Source organism: Bradyrhizobium sp. B039 (genome assembly GCF_038965675.1).
In the GTDB taxonomy this organism is placed as follows: domain Bacteria; phylum Pseudomonadota; class Alphaproteobacteria; order Rhizobiales; family Xanthobacteraceae; genus Bradyrhizobium; species Bradyrhizobium diazoefficiens.
Genome location: NZ_CP152416.1, coordinates 3685869 through 3707198, shown reverse-complemented (window position 1 = coordinate 3707198; position 21330 = coordinate 3685869). Strand labels below are relative to the sequence as shown.

Annotated in this window: 18 protein-coding genes; 1 reads left to right on the top strand and 17 read right to left on the bottom strand. The window is 62.5% G+C overall.

What is annotated here, in order from left to right; genetic code table 11:
* Positions 1-174 precede the first annotated feature (174 nt).
* From AAFG50_RS17180 to AAFG50_RS17120, 13 genes are all read right to left on the bottom strand, one after another.
* Positions 175-1806 carry a molecular chaperone GroEL gene (locus tag AAFG50_RS17180; protein WP_028170761.1) on the bottom strand — a complete coding sequence of 544 codons (1632 nt, stop codon included), beginning with the start codon at positions 1804-1806 and terminating at the stop codon, positions 175-177.
* A gap of 105 nt (positions 1807-1911) precedes the next feature.
* On the bottom strand, positions 1912-2745 hold the full coding sequence (locus AAFG50_RS17175; protein WP_028170760.1) for an iron-sulfur cluster assembly protein: 834 nt from the start codon (positions 2743-2745) through the stop codon (positions 1912-1914).
* Positions 2746-2750: 5 nt separating this feature from the next.
* On the bottom strand, positions 2751-3773 hold the full coding sequence (locus AAFG50_RS17170; protein ID WP_011086462.1) for an amidohydrolase family protein: 1023 nt from the start codon (positions 3771-3773) through the stop codon (positions 2751-2753).
* A 135-nt stretch (positions 3774-3908) separates the two neighbouring features.
* Complete coding sequence (locus AAFG50_RS17165; protein WP_011086461.1) at positions 3909-4280, bottom strand: MmoB/DmpM family protein; 372 nt, start codon at positions 4278-4280, stop codon at positions 3909-3911.
* A gap of 6 nt (positions 4281-4286) precedes the next feature.
* Positions 4287-5357, bottom strand: coding sequence for an aromatic/alkene monooxygenase hydroxylase subunit beta (locus tag AAFG50_RS17160; protein WP_028170759.1), 1071 nt, complete (start codon positions 5355-5357; stop codon positions 4287-4289).
* 55 nt (positions 5358-5412) lie between these two features.
* Positions 5413-6453, bottom strand: a complete 1041-nt coding sequence (locus tag AAFG50_RS17155) for a 2Fe-2S iron-sulfur cluster-binding protein (protein WP_028170758.1) — start codon at positions 6451-6453, stop codon at positions 5413-5415.
* Positions 6454-6537: 84 nt separating this feature from the next.
* Positions 6538-8208, bottom strand: coding sequence for an aromatic/alkene/methane monooxygenase hydroxylase/oxygenase subunit alpha (locus AAFG50_RS17150; protein WP_028170757.1), 1671 nt, complete (start codon positions 8206-8208; stop codon positions 6538-6540).
* 1149 nt (positions 8209-9357) lie between these two features.
* A complete protein-coding gene (locus AAFG50_RS17145; RefSeq protein WP_028170756.1) occupies positions 9358-10410 on the bottom strand; it encodes an NAD(P)-dependent alcohol dehydrogenase in 1053 nt (350 codons plus the stop codon).
* A 1165-nt stretch (positions 10411-11575) separates the two neighbouring features.
* Complete coding sequence (locus AAFG50_RS17140) at positions 11576-12319, bottom strand: glucose 1-dehydrogenase (protein ID WP_028170755.1); 744 nt, start codon at positions 12317-12319, stop codon at positions 11576-11578.
* Positions 12320-12351: 32 nt separating this feature from the next.
* Positions 12352-13146, bottom strand: a complete 795-nt coding sequence (locus AAFG50_RS17135) for an SDR family oxidoreductase (RefSeq protein WP_028170754.1) — start codon at positions 13144-13146, stop codon at positions 12352-12354.
* A gap of 35 nt (positions 13147-13181) precedes the next feature.
* Positions 13182-13520, bottom strand: a complete 339-nt coding sequence (locus AAFG50_RS17130; protein WP_011086452.1) for an NIPSNAP family protein — start codon at positions 13518-13520, stop codon at positions 13182-13184.
* Positions 13521-13544: 24 nt separating this feature from the next.
* On the bottom strand, positions 13545-14777 hold the full coding sequence (locus tag AAFG50_RS17125) for an ABC transporter substrate-binding protein (protein ID WP_028170753.1): 1233 nt from the start codon (positions 14775-14777) through the stop codon (positions 13545-13547).
* Positions 14778-14845: 68 nt separating this feature from the next.
* Positions 14846-16549: an FAD-dependent oxidoreductase gene (locus AAFG50_RS17120; protein ID WP_028170752.1), complete on the bottom strand. Its 1704-nt coding sequence runs from the start codon at positions 16547-16549 to the stop codon at positions 14846-14848.
* A gap of 182 nt (positions 16550-16731) precedes the next feature.
* On the opposite strand from AAFG50_RS17120, the gene AAFG50_RS17115 reads away from it, so the two are divergent.
* Positions 16732-17619, top strand: coding sequence for a helix-turn-helix domain-containing protein (locus tag AAFG50_RS17115; protein ID WP_028170751.1), 888 nt, complete (start codon positions 16732-16734; stop codon positions 17617-17619).
* 15 nt (positions 17620-17634) lie between these two features.
* Here the strand turns inward: AAFG50_RS17115 and AAFG50_RS17110 are convergent, their stop codons facing one another.
* The 4 genes from AAFG50_RS17110 to AAFG50_RS17095 are packed head-to-tail and all read right to left on the bottom strand — an operon-like array spanning position 17635 to position 21301.
* A complete protein-coding gene (locus AAFG50_RS17110) occupies positions 17635-18465 on the bottom strand; it encodes a sugar phosphate isomerase/epimerase family protein (RefSeq protein WP_011086448.1) in 831 nt (276 codons plus the stop codon).
* Positions 18462-19355, bottom strand: coding sequence for an SDR family oxidoreductase (locus AAFG50_RS17105; protein ID WP_028170750.1), 894 nt, complete (start codon positions 19353-19355; stop codon positions 18462-18464). The genes AAFG50_RS17110 and AAFG50_RS17105 overlap by 4 nt, the downstream gene beginning before the upstream one ends.
* Positions 19356-19376: 21 nt before the next feature.
* On the bottom strand, positions 19377-20249 hold the full coding sequence (locus tag AAFG50_RS17100) for an IclR family transcriptional regulator (RefSeq protein ID WP_011086446.1): 873 nt from the start codon (positions 20247-20249) through the stop codon (positions 19377-19379).
* On the bottom strand, positions 20246-21301 hold the full coding sequence (locus tag AAFG50_RS17095) for a Gfo/Idh/MocA family oxidoreductase (protein ID WP_028170749.1): 1056 nt from the start codon (positions 21299-21301) through the stop codon (positions 20246-20248). Before AAFG50_RS17095 ends, AAFG50_RS17100 begins: the two co-directional genes overlap by 4 nt.
* Between the last annotated feature and the right edge of the window lie 29 nt (positions 21302-21330).

The following is a 21330-nucleotide window of genomic DNA, read 5'->3' as shown; positions in this document are numbered from 1 at the left end:
GGAGGCTTATGATTTGCCTCCTTCGGGCTCATGCCGAAGCTCGCAAGATTGTAGCTGTTTCCAGATCGTTGTCACCGTCCATTCATTCGATCGTGACGGTCAAGCCATCGCCGTATTTGGCGCGCCACGTCGGCCATTGACGCCCTGGCGGAACGCGAACCGCGTTCATCTGCTTCAGGCCCGCCCAAGCTTTTCTGCCCCGCCGCCCAACGCAGGACCCTGCGTCGGATCGACATACTCTGGCACATCGGCAACCAGCGTGTTGGTCGTCAGCACCAGCGTGGCCACGGAAGCGGCATTTCGAAGCGCGGTATACGTCACCCTGACCGGGTCGACGATGCCGGCAGATACCATGTCGATGAACACGCCGTTTGCAGCGTCGAACCCGACCCCGGCCCGCGAACTTTGCAGCTCGGCCACAACCTTCGCCGCATCATGGCCGGCATTTCGGGCGATGAAAGCGGCAGGACGCGACAGGGTCTCGCGCACCAGCTTGATGCCTTCACCCAGGTCTCCGTTGATGTTGCCGAGGGCGCGCACCACCACCGGCGCGCACTGCGCCAATGCCGTCCCGCCCCCCGGCACGATGCCCTCCTCGGCCGCAGCACGCGCCGCGCTGAGCGCATCGTCGATCAACTGGATCGTACGCTTCTGCTCGACCGGCGTGACGCCGCCCGCAAAGATCACGGCGGTCCCACCCGAGAGCTTAGCCAGGCGTTCCTTGAGCTTGTCCTGCTCGATGTTCGGCGGCGCCAGATCGTGCTGCTTGGCCACCTGCTGTCGGCGCGCGGCGATCGCCGCATCGTCCCCGCCGCCCCGGATGATCACCGTTTCGCGCGCACTGGCCCGAACCTGCCGCGCAGTGCCGAGGTCGGCAAGGCTCGCCTCTTCCAGCATGCCCCCGAGTTCGCGGGCGATGACCCGCCCCCCGGTGATGATGGCGAGGTCATCCATCATGGCCTTGCGCCAGTGGCCGTAGTCGGGCGGATTGACCACCAGAACCTTGCCGCGGTTGCCTTCGCCGAGCAGCGTGACAACCACTTCCGGGGCGATCTCTTCGGCGACAATGACAAGCGGCTTCCCGGTCTCCGCGACCCTCGCGCGCACCGCCACCAACTCGCCCGGCGCCTTGATTTTCAGGTCCGTCAGGAGAATGTAGGGCTGTTCCAGCACCACCTCCATCTTCTCCACGTCCGTTACCATGTGATGCGAAATGTAGCCACGGTCGAACGACATGCCCTCGACCACCTCGAGCGTCGTACTCGTGGTCAACCCGTAGTCGGAACTGATGATACCATCCTTGCCGACGCGCTCGACCGCCTCGGCGATTAGATCGCCCAGATGAGAGTCGGTCGACGCAATCGTTGCCACCGCCTGTAGCGTCCTGCGGTCCGAGACCGGAATTGCCGCACTCTTCAGGCTCTCGACGACGACTTCGACGGCGCGGTCGATCCCCTTGCAGAGGTCGACCGCCTTGGCGCCGCGCTCGAGGGCCGCGACGCCGCCTTGAATGAGACCGTTCGCGAGTACCATCGCCGTCGTCGTACCGTCGCCAGCGACTTCGTTGGTCTGCATCGAGACTTCGCGTACCACCTGGGCGCCCATGTTCTCGAAGCGATCCGGCAATTCGATCTCGGAGGCGATGGTAACGCCATCGCGCGACACGATGGGCGTGCCGATCGGCCTGTCGACCATCGCGTTCATGCCCTTGGGACCGAGCGTCGATTCGATCGCGGCGGCCAGCTTCTGGACTCCACGCGCAAGAGCGCGGCGAGCTTCTATGTCATGCAGCAAGACTTTTGGCATTGCGTTTCACTCCCACGTGATCGTTTCTCGGTCGTCAGGCCGGGCGAACTTGATGTCCGCTCCGTTTTGTCGGCACCCACAGGTCGCACGCGTATCAGCGCGACCTCACGCAAGCGCCGCGGAATGCTTGTTCATTGCAGGCGATCCGGAAGACCGCACGGCGCAGCCACTGCCGCAACCTCCGCACGGAGCTGGCGTCTGCTCCGCGCGATCCGCGTCCAGCTCGAGATAGCGCACCGCAAGAAGGCCCCGGCATAACGAGCTGTTGAACTCCATGTTGATGCGTACGCCTCGCAAGCGCTGCAAATACGACGCCATTTCGTGGCGCTTGATGGGGGCCCCATCGTAGGTAACAAAGGCCGGATCGGCCGGGAGATCGGCGAGGCGCCGCTCAACCAGAAGCTCGCGATAGCGCGGCTTCTGGCGCGCAACTTCTTCCGAGTCGAAGTTGATCGCGTCAAACGCGCTCAGACTCATGCGGCAAATCGCGGGATCCTCATAACCCAGCCCGCGCAATGCCAGGATCATGACCTCCTGGCGCCGCTCGAACGCCTTGCGGCGGAATTTCTCCCGCAGATCGTCAAGTGAACCGCCGCTTGCGAAATCCTTGAGCGCCTCGCCAAACGACCTACCCTCGCGGACGCCCCGGTTGATCTCCTCGGCGACCATATGGTCCCGAAGCTGCGGGCGGGCTTCGCGAACCCAAGGCAGCGAGGACACCGCCCGACGCATATCGTCGGCCATAAGGAACGCGAAGTTCGCCGAACACCAGTAGGTCGGCAGGCGAAAGACGATGTCGACTCCATCAACATGATCGACCGTGACCCGCTCGACGAATCCAAGCTCGGTGACCGGTTCGTCCAGCTCGGGATCCGTGACCAGCGCGAGGCGCTCCCACACCTCATTGGTCTTGCGATCATGCTGATGGAGCGCGTTCATCGGCTCTACTCCGCTGCCGTCGCGTGGATTTTCTGCCCGAGCTTCGCCTTCTGCGCCTCGACGTCGACTCCATAGAGACGTGCGGCGTTGAGGCCCAGAATCTTCCTCTTTGCCTGCGGGGTGAGGTCGACGCCGTGCTCCTGCTTCAAATCTTCCGGCAGCTCGAAATTCCAGAACTTCTCGACCAGCCAGCGCGGCGTCCAGATCGCGTAGTCGCTCCCGAAAAGCAGCTTGTCCTCGCCGACCCAGAACAGCAGTTCGCTGATCACTTCGGCAAAATAGCGCGGCCGTCCATGGATGAACGGCAACGCCACCGCGAGGCCGCCGTAGACGTTCGTCTCCTGCACCGCGATCCAGCAAAAATCATCGAGGCGCGGCAGACCGCAATGCTCAATGATGAAATTCAAGCCCTGGAAGTCCGTCGCGGCATGGTCGACGTCGTGAACATCGAACGCATCCTTGTCCAACGGAATGATCGTCGGCCCCTTATGGACATGGATGTTGGTGATGCCGAGCTTCTGGCAGAGCTCGAGGCAGCGATAGGCGTTGGGATCCGTGAGCTTCCACCCACGCGAGTCACCCTTCCACTCGGCGGTATAGAGCTTGACACCCTTGATGCCGAACGTCTCCTTCATGTAGTGGATGTACTCGAGCGCCCTCTCGCCATCCCGTGGATCGAAGGCGCCGTTGACGATGAAGCGGTCCTTGTACTTCTTCGCCATCTCGGCGTTGCGATCGATAGTGTTGAACCCGTTCTTGTAGAACTCTGTGAGGTAGGTCGACTGAACGACGGCCATGTCGTCAGGACCGTCGACGAACAGATCGTGGTACATCTGGTCGGCGCTGTATTTCTCGAACTGCTCCTTCGGCCAGAGCTTGTCCTTCGGGCTGAGCGAGGTGTGGTAGGCGTAGAAGCAGTCGATGAACTGCTTGCCGTGGACGTTGAGCTGATTCGCCGGACTTCCGTCCCAAAAATGGGTATGGCCGTCGATAACGAACACTTCCTCGCCGCTGGGAGTTATGAACATGTTGCTCTCCGGAAATTCCTGGTTGGCTCTAGTCGATCAAACGAAGCGCGGTGGTCGGGCGAGACTACTTCGAGAAGCGGCGGGGCCATAGCCGCTGGGGATGCGGCCCCGCCCAGTCAGGGAGGCGATGGAGACTCACTCGATGTATTCGAAGACCTCGTCCATGTTTCCGAACAGCGTCACCGTGTTGTCGTCGATACGCACCATCCGTCCGTAGTGGGTCGAGGTGTTAACTTCGAAGATCTCGGCCGTCATTTCCTTCCCGAGAATTTCGCTGATTTCATCCATCTTGAAAGTCAGCTTTCCCTCGCCGTCGATGCGGATCAGGGCCGGCTGATAGGTCACTGTCACGTTCGGCTTCTTCGCCATGAACTCGGCGATGGCGCGCGCCTCGACGCTGTCATTCATGGTGACGCCGCACTGATGGGAAATCGTTTGCTCGAAACGAAGGTCCCCCATCTTCTGGAAGATATTCTGGTTGGTCGCAGATCTGGAAACGACGGACATTGCAATTTACTCCTTGGGAAGGGTGAGGCCGAGCTCGCCGAGAATCTTCTTGATGCGTTCGACCGACTGCGCACGCGCATCGGCGTACTGCACCGGCTTCGAATGCGGCTGCGACCAGATCGGCTGCAGGCCGGCGGCCGCCTTGTTGGCGAGCGCAACATGCTTGTTCACCCACCCCTGGAACAGCTTCTTGTTGTGGGCGCCATGCTGATTATCGGTCACCAGAAGGTGCATCAGGTCGATCGTGTTCGCGAGATTGCGCTCATAGTCCGCTTCCGCGGACGAAATCACCGGCGGCGTGATGAAGTCGCCGTTAGACGAGGCTACCTGCATCAGGAAGCCGCTGCGAAACAGTTCGCCGACCAGCGGCTCGAACACGATGTTGGTGGCGAAGTACTGCTCGAGATAGTCGGCCGAGCCCATGATCGACTCGATCGCTTCCCGCGTTCCCTGCCAGCCCTTGTCTTCCAACCAGACGCGCTTGCCGGCCGTGTCGTCGAAGCCCGGAATGTCCATTCCGATCTCGGCGAGATACAGCGTAATATCCTGTGAAAGGCGAAGCTTGTAGGACGAGTTCGTCAGCGTCGCATTGTTGATCATCTGGGTGTAGCCGTAACGCTGAGCCTGCATCAGCGACGTGCCGAGACCGAACTCGGCGTGCTTCCACGCACCGAGATGGTTCTGCAAGATCTTGATCCAGGCCTTGTCGAAGCTCTTCGGTGCCCCGGACTTGCGACCGTTGGCAATCACGGCCTGGACCATGGCTTCGATCTTGGACTGGCGCTGGTAGTGAGTGCGCTCCCATTCCTGGTCGGGAGCACGGAACGCATGCCAATTCGAGCTGAGGGCCCCCGTGTTGTCCTTGGTGTATGCACCCTTGCCGTTGGGGAAAGAGATGATCCAGTCCTGCAACAGGTATCGTTCCGGATCCGGCTGCACGTCGACCGTCACGTCTTCGTAGTGCGTGGCTCGCTTGCTGCGGGGCTCGAAATAGCGGTATCTGCGGCTATCCGAATCCGGAAACACCGCAGAACCTGCTGCACCGGATTTGGCTGATACGGTTTGAACGGCAGTCATGGTCGTCTTCCTCCTCCTGTTGTTGGGCTCTAGCTCGTTGGGCGGTCGAGGCGTCTTAGTTGTTCGCCGGCGTGAACTTGTCGAAGAAGATGCGGTCCGACTCGACATCGCTCATCTGCAACACTGGCGTCAGCGCCTCGATCATTGGCGATGGTCCGCAGGCATAGACGTCGACGTCTTCACGATAGTCCGCACCGCGAAGGTGCTCTCCGACTGCCTCATGCACGAAGCCCTTTGCTCCGCACCAGGCCGTGTCGTCGGCCGCATGGGAGAGAACCGGGACGAAGGTGAACTCCGGATGCTTGGCGGCGAGCTCCGCGAAATGGTCGAGATAGAAGAGATCGTTCTGCGTCCTGGCTCCGTAGAAGAAGCGCACCGGACGAACTTCCCCGGAGCTGATGTGATCATGCAGGATAGACCACAGCGGCGACATTCCGGATCCGCCACCGACCAGGATCATGGCTCCCGTTTTGTTTTCTCGTCGGAAGCAGGTCCCGTAGGGTCCTTTGATTCCGACTTCGGTTCCGACGGCGAGATCTCCGTCGAGTCGTGAGGAGAAGCGCCCATTGGGGTACTTCTTGATGATGAACGCGAGATTTTGGCTTTCGCCCGGCGAATTTGCCATGGAAAACGAGCGCGTAATCGTCTCTGGTCCCGGGAGCGTGATGTCGACATATTGACCCGCCCAGAACTTCAGAGGTTGCTCCAGTGTGATTTCGAGGCGGCGGATGTCATGGGTCAGCGCAGAGACGCTCGTAACGGTGCCCGTGAAATCCTTGACGGGAATCGATTTCGACAGCACTTCCTCGTCATAGTTGAGGAGCTCCACCTCCAGATCCGAGTATGCCAAGGTCCGACAGAGCAGGATGTAATCCTGGCCTCGCTCCATCTCGTTCAGGGCAAACGTCGAGTATTTCTTCAACTCGACATCGCCTCCGGTAAGGACGCATTTGCACGCCGAGCACTGCCCCTCCTTGCAGCCATGCGGCAGCGCGATCCCTTGGCGAAACGCTGCGTCGAGAACAGTTTCGTTCTCCTCGACCTCGAACTCTATGCCTACCGGTTGCAGGCGAACGACATTAGCGGGCGCGCCCATAGGGGCCTCCTCAAACGAACGCTTTCATATCTTCCGGGGAGCGATCGGGAAGGAGCCGGCCGCAGCCGGCCCCTTCCGTCTCACTTAGTTGCAGGGATTGATAGTGAATCCCTTGCGATACTCGGCGAGATGCTTCTCGCGGTCGGCCGGGCTCATCTCCCGCAGCGTCTGTAGCGGGCTCTTGAGGATGTGGCCGCGGACATCGTCGAGCGTCCACATTTCCTTCTGGTCGAAGCGCAAATGCGGCTGCGCGACCAAGGTCTTGCCGTCCGTGCGCACGAAGCCGAGATCCTTGATGGCGTCGGCAATATCCACATTGTGGTAGACGCTTTCCCACTCGCGACGGCCGCTGAACCGCCCCATCGCCGGGGTCGGACGACCCTGGTACTCGCCGGCGAACGCTTCGACGGCCGTCCACCGATCGAGCTCATGGGCGAAGGTGTGCAGCTTGCCGTCGATCTCGTCGGTGACGATGTCCTCACGGATGAGGCACGGAACGAGGCACGACCAGCAACGATGCGGATAGACGTAGCCGACGTCGCTGTTGAACAGGATGTTGGTTTGACCCCGATGCGACAGCTTCTCGTACCATTTCCAGAACTCGCCGAACTGCGCATACCAGCCCGGATACTTGTGCTCGAACCACTCGAAGTCCTTTTCAGTCTGCGCCTCGATACGCCAGAAGTTCGCCGACCAGCCGACGGCAAAGAACTGGGCGACCTTGTGGACGTAGTGCTTCTCGGTCAGCCGCTTCCAGGCGGCCTGCACGTCGTCATGATGGATCTTGATGCCGTACTTCTCGAGCGGCAGCATATAGGTCCGGTAATAGTCCTCGAAGATCCAGCGGTGCCACATCTCCGCGTAGGACTCCTTGTTCTTGTCGCGGTTCGTGGTGCCGTATTCGATGAACGTCCCGATCGCCGCGTCGACGATGGCATGGTTCTGCCAGAAGGCATAGCGCATGTCGCGCTCGAGCAGCAGGTGATTCTCCGGCTCCTTCAGCATCGACATCAGCATCGAGTGGCCGTTGCCGATGTGGCGGCTCTCGTCCGACTGAACCGAGAGGAACACGGTTGGCAGCGCATAGTCGCCGTTGCGCGCCGCCTCCGACGGCATGGCGACGAACAGCGTGTTGGTGAACGCCGTCTCGGCGACGACGGTCAGGTAGACGTTCGCCGACGTGATGGCGTCACCGGTGATGAATCCTTCACCGAACTGGCGACCGATCGTGGTGGCGTAGCACTTGCCGAACGCCTCCTCCGTGATGTCGAAGCCGGCCGGGTCGATGTAGTTCTCCATGTACCATTTCTTCAGGTTCATCTGGATGGTCGAGTGACGGAATTCGTCGACCATCTGCATGGTGAAGCCAGTACGGAGATCTTCGCCAGGTGCGAGGCGCCCGACCATCGCCATGGAACGTGCCGCCGAGATTTCCGGGAACGGGATGATCGCCAGGAACAGCTTCATCCACTCGACCCAACGTGGCTCGACGTTGCGGAACATGTCGCCGCGAAGCGCGGCATCGAGGGCGCCGTAGACGCGGTTGTCCTTTTCCTCCTGCATCGGGAAATAGGAGCGAAGGACCTGCTTCATCGGATCCTTGGGCGCCTTCGTGATCTTGTAGTCGGTGGGGAAGGTCATCGCTTCCTGGACGTAGGACGGATTCCATCCGAGATCTGCAATCTTCTTTGCAGCCTCACCGACGGAAATGCCGCGCTGGGCGGTGATCCTGTTGAGTGTTAGCGTTCCAGACATCTCGTCTTTCCTCCTGATCGGGTCAGAAACCACATCGATATTCCGCCTGCCTGGACCTTCGCGGACCGAGCAGTGCTTACCCGTGCGTTACGGGCCACCTCGCGACCGTTTGCGCGGCCGGACGTTTGATATCGGCAAGGGTCTCAGGATGACTGTGGAACACCTCAGGGATGATCAGGAGCGATCTTCGGACCCAGCCGTCCTCCGACGCAATTGAGTGACCCCGCGCAAGGTTCGCCCTCAGCTCGACATCCCCTTCCCTCGTTCTTTTCGCGGCTCGCCCCGGACGGAGCAGTCAGCGTTGTTGTGCCAAACAGCTTTGCAATGGGCGTGCCAGCGCTCTCTTGCCCCGCCAAATTGATTTCTGATTGCCGGAGGTGAGGATCGGCGCTGACGGAGACTTCGCGGCTCCCAGTTAGCGACCTGCGGAAATGCAAACTGCGACAAGAGTTGCAAAATGAGAATCGGCGCAACGCGGAGACCGCTACTTCGCGGCGCAATGTTTGCGCTGCAACAGTGCCAGAAATTGCCCCGGGCAATACGTCGAGCGCTTTCGGAATCGAACGCGGTCTGCTCGATGCGACAGGCGTCTTTCACGTTGAAGGCCGCGCATACGAGACTGGTTCGTTGCCCGGTCCATTCGGACTAGCGATAGTCCTCGAAACCGGCCGACCGTTTTGATTGCCGAACCTTCTCGATCCAGCGCTCGGTGTACTGGGCGTAGCAATCGTGATCGCAGAAAGGGAGACCGGTACTGAATTCTCTCAGATAGTGAGCGTGAATGGGCTCGCAGCATGACATGCAGAACGTCTTCAGCCACGGTGTTCTGCCATTGACGAGGACGAACCTCATGCAGCGTTCCTAAGCGGTCTTGTCGATATGAGATTGACAACGATGCAAATTGAGACGATGGCGTACAATGAGACTCCGGAGATCAGACCACTCCTCCACCCTTGCGGTGTTTGCACTGCGATATGAGCTTGTGTGAAACCGATCTGATTGAACTGTTGCAGCGCGTGACCAGCATATGATCTCACGCAGCTGGGCTCCGGTGACGGCGTCAGACGACACCACACGGGCATGACGACGGCCGCTCGCTCGATCCATCGCGAGGAAATGCATGCTCGCGATGGATGATGCAGCTATCCTTCAAGGGATTAACACGGCCCGCCCATGAATTTCGCCTGCATTGAGATCGTGCAAGGCCTTGTTGGCGTCCGCAAGGCGATACTCGGTCGTGGCAAGTTCAACCAGATCTCGGTCCGCAAGGGCCATCAACTCGGTTAGTTCGGCCCACGTGCCGACCAGATTGCCGATAATGTTTTTCTCGGTTATCACCATGTCGACTGTCGGCACCCGAATGTCTTCGCCGTAACCGACGACGTAGTAGCTGCCCATCGGACGAGTCATCGCCAGGCCCTTCGACGTCGTGCCCTTCTCGCCGACGAAATCGATCACCGCTTCCGCACCGTTTCCGCCGGTCAGACCCAGAACGGCTTCCACTTCGTTGCCGTCAGCTTTCATGAGATGATTGGCGCCCGATTTTTCGGCTAGTTTCAGCGATGCTTCGGACTTGTCGACGACAATAATGTCGGCCGCACACATCGCTTTGAGGCACTGGATTCCGATGTGGCCCAATCCTCCCGCACCGATAACAACGCAAGATTCGCCTGGCAAAAGGTGACGCGTGGCCTTCTTGACAGCGCGATAGGCGGTGAGGCCTGCATCGGCGTATGGCGCGACATCCTTTGGCGCCAAAGTCCGTGGCAGCGGGACGATGTTGCGTTCTGAGGTGCAAAGGAACTCTGCATAGCCGCCGTTGCAATCGAGGCCTGGGAACGTTCCAGGACCGTGCATGTCGAATCCTCGGCGACAGGCGAGACACGTCCCGCCGCTGATCTTCGGATGGACGATGACAGGATCGCCCTTCTTTAGTCCCTCGACTTCCTTGCCAACTTCTTCGATCCAGCCTGCATTTTCGTGCCCCATAATGAGGGGAAGCAGCTTGTCACCGCTCGGATCCATGTGCGGCTTCCACACGCCTTCGACGATGTGAAGGTCGGTTCGGCATACGCCCGCACCACCTATGCGGACAATGACGTCGGTTGATTTCGTCAACTTCGGATCAGGCACCTTCTCTTCCCCGACCCAAAGGTCGTTGGAAAGTTTCTCGTCGTAGGCTCTCAATACTTGGGCTCTCATCATTTCCTCCGTCTCCCCGGCGAACTTCGGTGCGCCATCGGCGATTTCAGCCTCAGCATTTTTTGTGCCAGCGGATTTGTGTCGCGGCGCCAACAGCCACTGTTGGATACGCGCCAACAGTCCTGCTGCGGCGCAGCGCGAAGATGATAGATCACCGTGCTGAAACAGCCCGATACTACCAGGCACGGATCAGCGTTATCTAAAGTCCTCCACCATTGGGAGGATCGATGGTCAAGCTAAGCACGACAAAAAGGAGAGCAGCTGGACTTTGCTGCGCATTGCTTGCCGCGCAAGGAGGTTAACTGGATGGCCAAACCGGTCCACTCGATGATCCGCGTGGCCCACGAGGCGACTTCCACCGGCGCGCCTTCGATCTCGAGATCCCCAACCATCTGAGTGTGCCAATTTCGCCCTGATCTATTTGCGTCTCCGTCCTCGCCTTTCGAGCTGGAGCTGACGGTCATCGCAAGAAGCCGTATGCGCTCGACGTCCCGATCTTCTTACTGGATCTGTTCTCGAAAGGAGATGTCGTGAACCTGACCAAAGCAGAGCGGCAGCATGCCAAAGACGGGGCAAATCTTGACTTCAGCTTTGTCCATCTCACGCAAGGTCAGAACTGAGTCCTAGTATTCTCGCGCGCAGATCTACAATTCGCAGCAAGCCGGCATTATTGCTTATTCGTATCTGGCGTATGGGCTTCCTTGGTTGAGCGGGTGACGCTTCTGCCCGACGGGAACGAGCTAGGAATCGTGCTCAATGGCGATCTGGCCGCGATCTTGAGCTTTGCTGCGGGCAAAACGAAGCCCGACCTCCTTCCGGAGGCCGGGCTTCTTGGCGACTTAGTATCGATCGTTGGTTGCCGGGACAGGATTTGAACCTACCCAGACGTCTTGAACGCGACAGTCTGCGGGACTGCCGCAGACAAACCAGTCGTCACCAGCCCAGAAATTGGAGCGCTGTTGGCTCCCCAAATTGGGTGTCGGTAGATTTTTGTTGATCTCTCCGTGCACACATCGTGCACACGCCGCCTTCTAACTTATTGAAGAACTTGAACTCTCGGTCCAATCCATCATGGGCCAAGTTGAGCTAACTCAGGCTAGCCTAATCCAAGCTGATCCAAAATCGTCAGCTCTGCGCCATAGCCACGCCGGCGCGACGCGATCAATTAGATTGCCGTGTAGCCGCCGTCGGCATTGACACACGCGCCCGTGATGATCGAGGCCTTGTCGCTCGCAAGAAAGGCCACAACCTCAGCAATCTCCCAAGGCCGCGCCAAGCGCCCGATCGGCTGCCGCACCAGCATCGCCTGGCGGGTCGCCTCCGGCAACTTGGCCAGCAACGGCGTATCGACATAGCCCGGAGAAACGCAGTTCGCGCGAATACCCTGAAGCGCATAGGTCAACGCAACTGAGCGCGTGAGATTGACCACCGCGGCTTTCGCGGCCGAATAGGCGTTGCTGTTCTCCTGACCGACGTGAGCAAGGATCGACGCCATGTTGACGATCGCGCCACCACCGGTCGCACGCATGATGCCTGCGGCGAACTTGTTGCAGATCGCCACCCCGGTGAGATCGACGTCGATCACGCGGCGCCAGTCGACGAGATCGAGCTCGTGGATCGGCGACTTGCGCTCGGGAATGCCGGCATTGGCGACGAGGATGTCGAGCCGGCCGAACAGCGTGACGGCTGCCTGCATCAGCTCGGCAACTGAGGCCTCATCGGTGACGTCGACATGCTGGAAGCCCGCCGCGTGACCATCGGCGGCAAGCCCGGCCGCAAGCGCGGCTCCGCCTTCGGCGAGATCACCGAGCAAGACTTTCGCCCCCTCGACGGCAAACAGTCGCGCAATCGCGGCTCCAATCCCGGAGCCGGCGCCGGTGATGACGGCAACCTTTCCCTCGAGCAGCACCACACCCTCCCGTTCGACCCGATTTGCCGAGCTCAGCTCTTCTCGAAGCCCGGGCGCGGAATCGTGCCCATCAGCGTCCGGGTGAAGCCACCGTCCACGACGATCTCCTCACCGGTGATGTAGCTCGCGCGCCCGCTCGCGAGGAAGACTACCGCATCGGCGATGTCCTCGGGGCGGCCGATGCGCCGTGCCGGCACCAACGCCCGCCGCGCCTCGTACACGCCCTGGGTCTGATAGATGGCCTCGGTCATCGGCGTGCGGATCATGCCCGGGCTGACGACGTTGCTGCGTACGCCGCGCGGTCCCCATTCGACCGCGAGCTGGCGGGACAGCACGGCCACGCCGGCCTTGCTCACGCTGTAGGCGCCGCTGTAGCTCTGCGGAAATGAGGCCGAGATCGATGCGACATGGACGATGGCGCCTGCGCCGCGCGCCAGCATCGGCTCTCCGAAGGCCCGCGCGCAGCGCAGGTAACCGGTCAGGTTCAATGACAGAATGCGGTCCCAATCCGCCATGCTCGTGGTGTCGAGCCCGCCCGGCAACATCGTGCCAGCATTGTTGACGAGGATTGTGGCTTCGCCGACTTTCGCCGCCACCTCGCCGGCGGCGCGCGCGACGCTGTCATCGCGGGTGACATCGCAGGCTAGGAACTCCGCGCGGCCACCGCTTGCGCTAATCTCCGCCGCGACAGCCGCGCCGGCCTCGTCGCGGTCGAGCACGACGACGGTCGCGCCAACCGCCGAAAGGCCGAGCGCAATGCCGCGCCCGATGCCCGCACCACCGCCCGTGACGACGGCAACTTTCGCGGAAAGATTGATCCATGCCATGCGGGGCTTCCAAGGTTGGAAAGGCGATTGGCGCCTCAGGTGGCGAGGCCGGACAAGGACAGCAGCTCGATCCTGCGGATCAGCCGGTTCTCCTGCGCGACGATGAGATGCTCTGAGGCTTGCAAGTAAGCCGGCCAGTCGGGATCCTTGTCGCGCTCGGCGTGCCGGCGCTCGAACTCTCCCATGTCGGGGAAACCCCAGAGATGAACGATCTGGTTGAGCGGCCCGACCGCGCTCGTGAACATGCCAAGCGGACGCCCCAGATATTTGAGCTGGACCGGTATCGCGAGCCGGTCGAACACCTCGATGAACTCCGCCATCTTCCGCAGGCGGATGGTGTAGACACGCAGGTCGACAATGGCTTGCTCGGTCATCGGAGGATCTCCCGGTTGGCTCTCTCAGCTGCGCGCGAGCGCGCAGCTACCCTCGTCGAGGGGCCGGAACGCTTCGGTTGCGCTCAGCGTCGAGACCAGCTTGTAGACGTCGCCGGTCGACGTGCTCTCCGCGGGCTTCTTCACCTCGAAGAGATAGGCCGGATGGATCTTGCGCCCGTCGGCGCGGATCATGCCCTGACCGAAGCAGTCGTCGTCGGTCGGCATCTTCTTCATCAGCTCGACGACCTCGCGCCCGTTGCGCTTGGCCTGCTCGGCGCCGAGCTCCTTCACCGCCTTGAGGTAGTGCAGCACGCAAGCGTAGTCGCCGGCCTGGCTCATGTTGGGATAGACGTTTGCTGCCAGGCGCGGCTTCACCCGGTTCATGAAGGCGCGCGTTCGCTCGTTGAGATCCCAGTAGAAGGTCTCGGTGAGCGACAGGCCCTTGGCCGTCGACAGGCCCATGCCGATGACGTCGGTAACATAGCCGACCAGCGCCGCCATGCGCGCGCCGCCCTGGTCCAGACCGAACTCCTGGGCCTGCTTCAGACAGTTGATCAGCTCATTGCCGGAATTGGCAAAGGCGATCACATTCGCGCCGCTCGACTGAGCCTGCAGCAGGAAGGACGAGAAGTCCGAGGTCGACCCGAAGGGATAGCGGACCGAGCCGAGCACGGTGCCGCCGGCCGCCTTAACGAATTTCGCCGCGTCCGCCTCGGCCGCATGGCCGAACGCATAGTCGGCGGTGAGGAAAAACCATTTCGAGCCGCCGGTGCGCACGAGCGAGGTCGCCGTCGAATGGGCGAGGCACCAGGAATCCCAGGACCAGTGCACGAGGTTGGCGCTGCAGCTCTTGCCGGTCAGGTCCGACGATCCGGCGGTGGTGATCAAGGCAACCTTGTTCTTGTCCTCGATCAAGTATTTGGCGCCGAGCGCGATCGAGGAGTTGCCGACATTCTCGATCACGTCGACGCCATCCTGATCGAACCATTTGCGGATGATCGCAAGGCCGACGTCGGCCTTGTTCTGATGGTCGGCGACCAGGATCTCGACCTTGATGGAAGGGTTGGCCGCCATGAATTCGGCAGCCGCCTGCTGTGCGCAGGCGACTGTCGTGGGCCCCGACACGTCGCGATAGATGCCGGACATGTCGGTGATCACGCCGATGCGGATCGTGTTGTCGGACTGCGCCCGGGCGAGGCGCGGCGCCAACGCCGTGGCGAGGCCGGCACCGACGAAACTGCGGCGTGTCATGGTCATGTCGTTTCTTCCTCACCTGCCCTGCCTTCCGGCATGGACCGTTGTTGATCCCGTTTGGATGGTGTCGATCAGGCTTGCTGGCCAGCCAGATGACGGCCGGTGATGTAACCGAAGGTCATGATCGGCCCGAGCGTGATGCCAGCGCCGGGATAGTTGCCACCCATGATCGAGGCGCGATCATTGCCGACGGCATAGAGTCCGGCGATCGCCGTACCGTCGTGGCGCACCACGCGACCGACCAGGTCGGTAGTCAGACCGTCGAATGTGCCGAGATCGCCCATGATGAGCTTCAGCGCGTAGTACGGCCCGGTGCCGATCGGGGCCACGTTCGGGTTTGGCTTGTGCTCGGCGTCGCCGAGATAGCGGTTGAAGGCCGTCGAGCCGCGCTTGAACGCGCGGTCAATGCCATGGACCGCGCCTTCATTGTACTCGCGCACCGTTGCTTCCAGGCCGCCGGCATCGATGCCCGCGGCCGCGGCAAGCTCGCGCAATGTCGCGCCGCGGTTCAGATAGCCGTTGCGCACAAAAGTGCCGACCGGCACTGGCGCCGGCTTGGCATAGCCGAGGCCGTATTTGCGGATCGTGGCGTGATCGCAGATCAGCCAGGCCGCGGTCTCCCTACCGCCGGCGCCATCGGCAATCATCGCGGCGCCGACGTCGTGGTAGGACTCGGACTCGTTGGTGAAGCGCCGCCCTTGCCTGTTCACCGCGATCACACCGGGCTTGTAGCGGTCCACGAGATGCGGAAACACGCCGGTGCGATTGCCGAGCGGCACGCGCGACACCGGCATCCACGCCGCCGCACTCGGAAAGCGGATGTCGCAGCTGCCGCCGGCCACCTCTGCCATGCGGATGCCGTCGCCGGTGTTGGCCGCAGGTGTCGGCGACAAATGTTCGCCACCTCGGGCAAGATGCGGATAGGCGCGCGCAATGCGCGCCTGATCGTGCGGAAAACCGCCGCTCGCCAGCACTACTGCGCGGCGCGCCGTGATCGCGTACTCGCCCTGCGTATCGCCGACGATCGCGCCCGCGATGGCGCCGTTCCGGCTGATCAGCCGTTGCGCGGGCGTTGCCGTGAGCAGCGGAATCCCGAGATCGAAGACGGTCCTCGCAAGCCGCGCCGCCAGCGCATTGCCGCTGGTGATCTTGACCCCGCGGCGATAGCGGGCGAGATCCCAGAGGTGGCTGGCAAGCCGCCGGGCCACGTAGATTGCCGAAGCGAGCGAACTCGTGACGCGGAAGAAATGCTTCAGCTCGTCATTGGACGAGTTGAACATCATGCCGATGAAGGTGATGGTCTCGAGCGGCGGCCGCAGCCGGCGGATCTCCGTGCCGAGCCCGCGGGCGTCGTAGGGCGCCGCGGTCACCGAGCGGCCGAGCTTGGTGCCGCCCTCGACGTCCGGATGATAGTCGGGATAGGCCGACAGCACGAATTTCGCTTCGGTCTCCTTCTCGAAGAAATCGAGCATGCGCGGGCCGACATCGAGAAAGGCATCGATCGCCGCATCGTCGAAATGATGGCCGGTCTCGTGCTTGAGATAGGTGCGCGCCGCGTCGCGGCTGTCCGTGACGCCCGCATCGCGCGCATGGCGATTTCCGGGAATCCACAGCACGCCGCCGGAAAAAGCCGTGGTGCCGCCGAAGTACTCGTCCTTCTCGACGATGATCACGTCGAGCCCGCACTTCCGGGCCGTGATCGCGGCGGACAATCCGCCGGCGCCCGAGCCCACGACCAGCACGTCGCACGACAAATCACGCGCTTGTCCTGACATTGCCGTTTCCTCCCGTGGTCTCGCCGCGCCGTTGCTTTGTTTGGGTCTGACGACGGCTCGTATTCTCGATAGGCGCGACCGCGGGCGCCGCCAATGGACGAAACTCTTTTTGTATTGTACTTTTCATAAGTGCAGTGCAGCGACCGGAACTAACCGCCACTGCCGCGGAGGGAACCGCAAGCATGATTCCGCACTATTTTTTGTACGAGGAAGCGGCTTCGAAGGTCGAACCGTCGTTCCTCCATATCGAGCCGATCCCGGTGCGCAGCGGCAGGCACAATTGGACAATCCGGACGCACACGCATCCCGACCATCACCAGGTCCTGGTGATCAGCAAGGGCGGCGGCGCCGTCGAGGTCGAGGGCGTGAGCTGGGAGGTCTCGCCGCCGGCGCTGGTCATCATCCCGGCGCTGACGATCCATGCCATCCGCTTCAGACCCGGCACCGACGGCTATGTCATCACCGTGGCGCTGCCCTTCCTGCAATCCGCGCTCGATGACGATGCCGACCTCATCGACGGCTTTCGCGTACCGGTCCGCTTCCTGTCGCAACAGATCGGCCGCGACATCGACCTCGTCGGCCTGTTCGCCTCGCTCGAGCACGAATTCGTCTGGTCGGCACCTAGCCGCCGCACCGCCATCAAGGCCTATCTGCAACTGCTCGCAGTAACGGTTCGCCGGCTGCTCGAGCAGGAGCGTGTCCGTCCGATCTCCAGCGCACGGGAGGCGGAGACCGTGATGCACTTTCGCGAGCTGGTCGAGAAGCACTATCGCGATCACCCCTCGCTCGATGTCTACGCGCGCAAGCTCGGCGTCACGGCCGCGCGCCTCAACGCCTGCTGCCGGATGACGACAGGCAAGTCCTCGCTGGCGCTGATCAATGATCGGCTGCTCACGGAGGCCAAGCGCAACCTGCTCTACTCCGACATGACCGTGAACGAGATCGGCGCAGCACTCGGCTACGCCGATCCGGCCTATTTCAACCGCTTCTTCTCCCGCAATGTCGGCCTGTCGCCGGGCCGCTTCCGCGAGCGGCTGTTCTCCGACGAGACCCGCGCGGCTGCCAGCTGAAGCGGCATTGCGCGATCAGCCGGCGAGAGAAAAGGCCAGGCCCTGCCGCTTGAGTATCGCGGCGCCTTCGTCGATGTCCTTGAGCGGCTGGTCCGACAGGATCTCGAGCACGATCCTGCCCTCATAGGCTCGCTGCCTCAGCAGCGCAGCGATGGCCGCAAAATCGATCTCGCCCGAGCCGATCGGATCGTGTCGCCACTGCCCCTTCGGACTGTCCGATAGATGAACGATGCCGAGACGGGGCCACAGCGCCCTAAGACCCTCGACCGGATCCTCGCCAATCGCAACGGCATTGGCGACATCGTAGATCACCGGCATCCCGGCATAGCCTTCGGCATCGAGAAAGCGAGTGATGTCCGCGGCGCTGGCGAGCAGCCCCTGCGGATGGTTTTCGAGGATGACCGGCACGCCGGCGCGCTCCGCCTTGTCGTAAATGCGGGCGAAGGCGTCGCGAAAACTCACCATCAATCGGTCGTTGGCCTTGGCAAGCAGCGCGTGCCGGCGGCCGGAGCCGACGCAGATCCAGCGCGCGCCGAGCTCGGCGGCGCGGTCGATCGTGGCCACATAAGACGAAACCGCAAAATCGACCACGTGTTGCGACGGGCTTGCGAGATTGATGTCGCTGCTGGCGAGGTCGAGCGCCAGGAGCGACAGGCAATGCCGCTCGATCAGCGCGCGAATTCGCCGCGTGCGCGCGGCGTCCTGTACCCAGGGATCGAAGTGCGGCGGCGTCGCCATCAACTGGATGGTGCGATAGCCCGCAGCGGCGAGCCGCTCGATGGCGTCCTCCGCGACGCAGTCCCACGCGAAGCCGAAAGTGTGGGCGCCGAGCACCGGAAGCGTCATGGGGCCGCCCGGTAAAGCTCGATGGTGCGACGAATGCCGTCGCGCAACGAGGTCAAGGGCAAGCCGGGAAGCGCGCGCCGCAAGTCGCCCTCGCCGATGTCCTCCGCGAATGGAAGCACGGGACCATCGATCCCAATCTTCGCACCGGGGACGACGTCACGCACGGCCGCGACGACTTCGTCGTTCGAAACCACCTCGCCCGGCAAGTTGAAGACGTGCGCCCCATGAGGCTCGCGGCGAAGCGCGGCGTAATAGGCCGCGACGACATCGTCGACGAACACAAGGCCAGCCGTGCCGATATAGGGAATGATATAGGTCTCGCCACGCGCGGCCGCGCGGCAGGCCAGCGATGGGCCCGCAGTCAACCCGGTTTCGCGGCCATAGCCATAGACGATATAGGGCCGGAAGCCGATGCTGGCGATGCCATGGTCCTCCCAATAGGCCCGCGCGCTGCCTTCGCAGGCGAGCTTGAATGCCCCGTAATGGGTAATGGGCCGCGGCGTCGTCTCGTCGTCAGGGCCGTAGACGCCGGCGCTGCTCGTATAGACGATGCGGCGGATACCGAGCGCTTGCGCGGCGTTGAAGACGTTCAACGTGCCGACGAGGTTGATCATCGCGCCGCGCACGGGATCGGCCTTGCAGGCCGGCGTCAGCACGCCGGCGAGATGGACAATTCCGTCGCAGCCTTCGGCTGCGGCACGCACCGCCTGCCCATCCGCGATATCGCCGATGCGCCACTCCACGGACGCTGCGGCAGCTCCGACAATCCCGTTGAACTGCGCCGAGCGCTCGACCGACTCGAACACGCGCAGCCGATGACCATCGCCCGCGAGCCGTCGCGCCAGCCACGCTCCGATGAAACCGCCGCCGCCAGTGATCAGAATCTGCATAATGTCAGGTCTCCGCGCCGATCAGCTGCCAGCGCCGAAGAAGCTTTCGCCCGGCCGCGCGGCACGGCCGTAGAGACCGGGCGAGGCGAGCGTCGCCATCGACAGCTCCTGCGCCGTCTGCAGCAGCGCCGGCGCCAACTCGAGCATGCGCTCCTCGGTCAGCCGGATATGGGGACCGGCGATTACCACGGCCCCGGTCACCTCCTTGGACTTGGGATGACGGATGGGGGCCGCGGACGCGCTCATCCAGGGCGTATAGGTCTGCACGCAGATGCTGACGCCGCGCTTGCGGGACTGGCGCAGATATTTCAGCAGCGCCGGCCAACTCTCGGGCGCGCGCGGGCCATAATCCTTGCGCAGCCCATAGCCCTGCTTCTCGACCAGCGCGCGCGCGTCCTCGTCCGACAGGCACGACAGCCAGGCGTGACCGCTCGCCGAGCAGGACAGCCGTCCCACTTGGCCCATGTCCGGATCGTAGCGCAGGCCGGCGGGCGAGCCCTGCGCCTTAGCCACCCATACGAGCTCGCGACCATCGATCATGGCGAGACGTACCAGCTCGCCGCTCTCGCGCGCCAGGTGATCCAGCAGCGGCTGGGCGAAATCGGTGATGCCGCTGCCGGCGAGGAAGGTGAAGGCAAGCGAGGCGATCTTGGCGGTGAGCTGGTAGGCGCCCTGCTCGCGTTCCTGCTTGACATAGCCATGCTCGATCAGGCTCGTCAGCACGCGGTGCGTGGCACTGCGCGGAATGTGCAGCGAGTCGGCGATCTCGAATAACTGCATGCCACGGGCATTCGTCGCGAGCAGCTCGAGCACGCCGAGCGTGCGCTCCAAAAGGCCGCTGGGCGCATCGACGGGATCCGGGTTCTTCAGCATCAAGGCAGCATCCTGATTCACAATTCCATCTCCTGATCAGGCCGCACTATCTGACCGGTTTTGGCCGCTTTGTGAACTGCCATCGTGGCTCGCAGGGTCAGCATGCCGTCGCGGGCGGTAATCAGTGGCGCCTCGCTGCCACGGACCACCCGCGCCAGATGATCGATCTGCGCAAGGTAGGGATCGCCGCGTTCGACGCCAACCGAGTCGCGCGAGATCGGGGCAAACCAGCTCTTCGCCGACGAATAGTGCCAATAGTCGAGCGTCGGCAGCGCCAGCGCGCCTTCGGTGCCGCTGAGGAAATGCGTCTGCACCGCGGCCGGCTGCGGCGGATAGTTCAGGCTCTCGCCGCTGGCGAGATCCCAGCTCCAGGGGCTTGCCGCGGTGTCGCTGAGGCTCAGCGTCACCAGCGCACCACCAGCGAGCCGGAGCAGGATCGCCGCACTGTCCTCGACGTCGAAGCCTCGCACCGCGTTGGAGACGACAGCCTGCACGGAGGCGATCTCGCCGCAGAGGTGGCGCACCAGATCGATCTCGTGAATGAGGTTGATCAGCACCGACCCGCCGCCGGGCTCTCGTCGCCATGCCACCTCGAAATAATCGGCGGGCTTATAGAAGGTCGCAAGCACGGTCGCGCTGGTCAGGCGGCCGAGCGCGCCTTCGGCGATCATGGAACGGGCTCGCCGCGTGATCGGATTGTGCCGCCGATGGTGCCCGACCAGAACGGCCACGCCCGCGCGCTCCGAGGCAGCCGCGATCGCCGCCGCATCAGCGAGCGTGCTCGCGATCGGCTTTTCGACCAGTGCCACAATGCCGCGCTCGATGCAGGCGATCGCGAACTCGCGATGGGTCGCATTCGGCGTGGCGATGATCGCCGCATCCGGCTTCATTGCACCCAGCAGATCGCGCGCATCCGCATACCAGGGCACGCCGAGGCTCTCCGCGTAAGTCTTTCCCGCTGCGGCAGGTTCGGCGATCGCCGCGAGCCTGCAGCTCTCCGATCGGCGGATCGTCTCGCAATGGGCCCGTCCGATTGCGCCGGCCCCAATCACCGCCACGGCGACCCTGCTCATTCCGCATCCTCTTTGATTTGCGTTGCGCC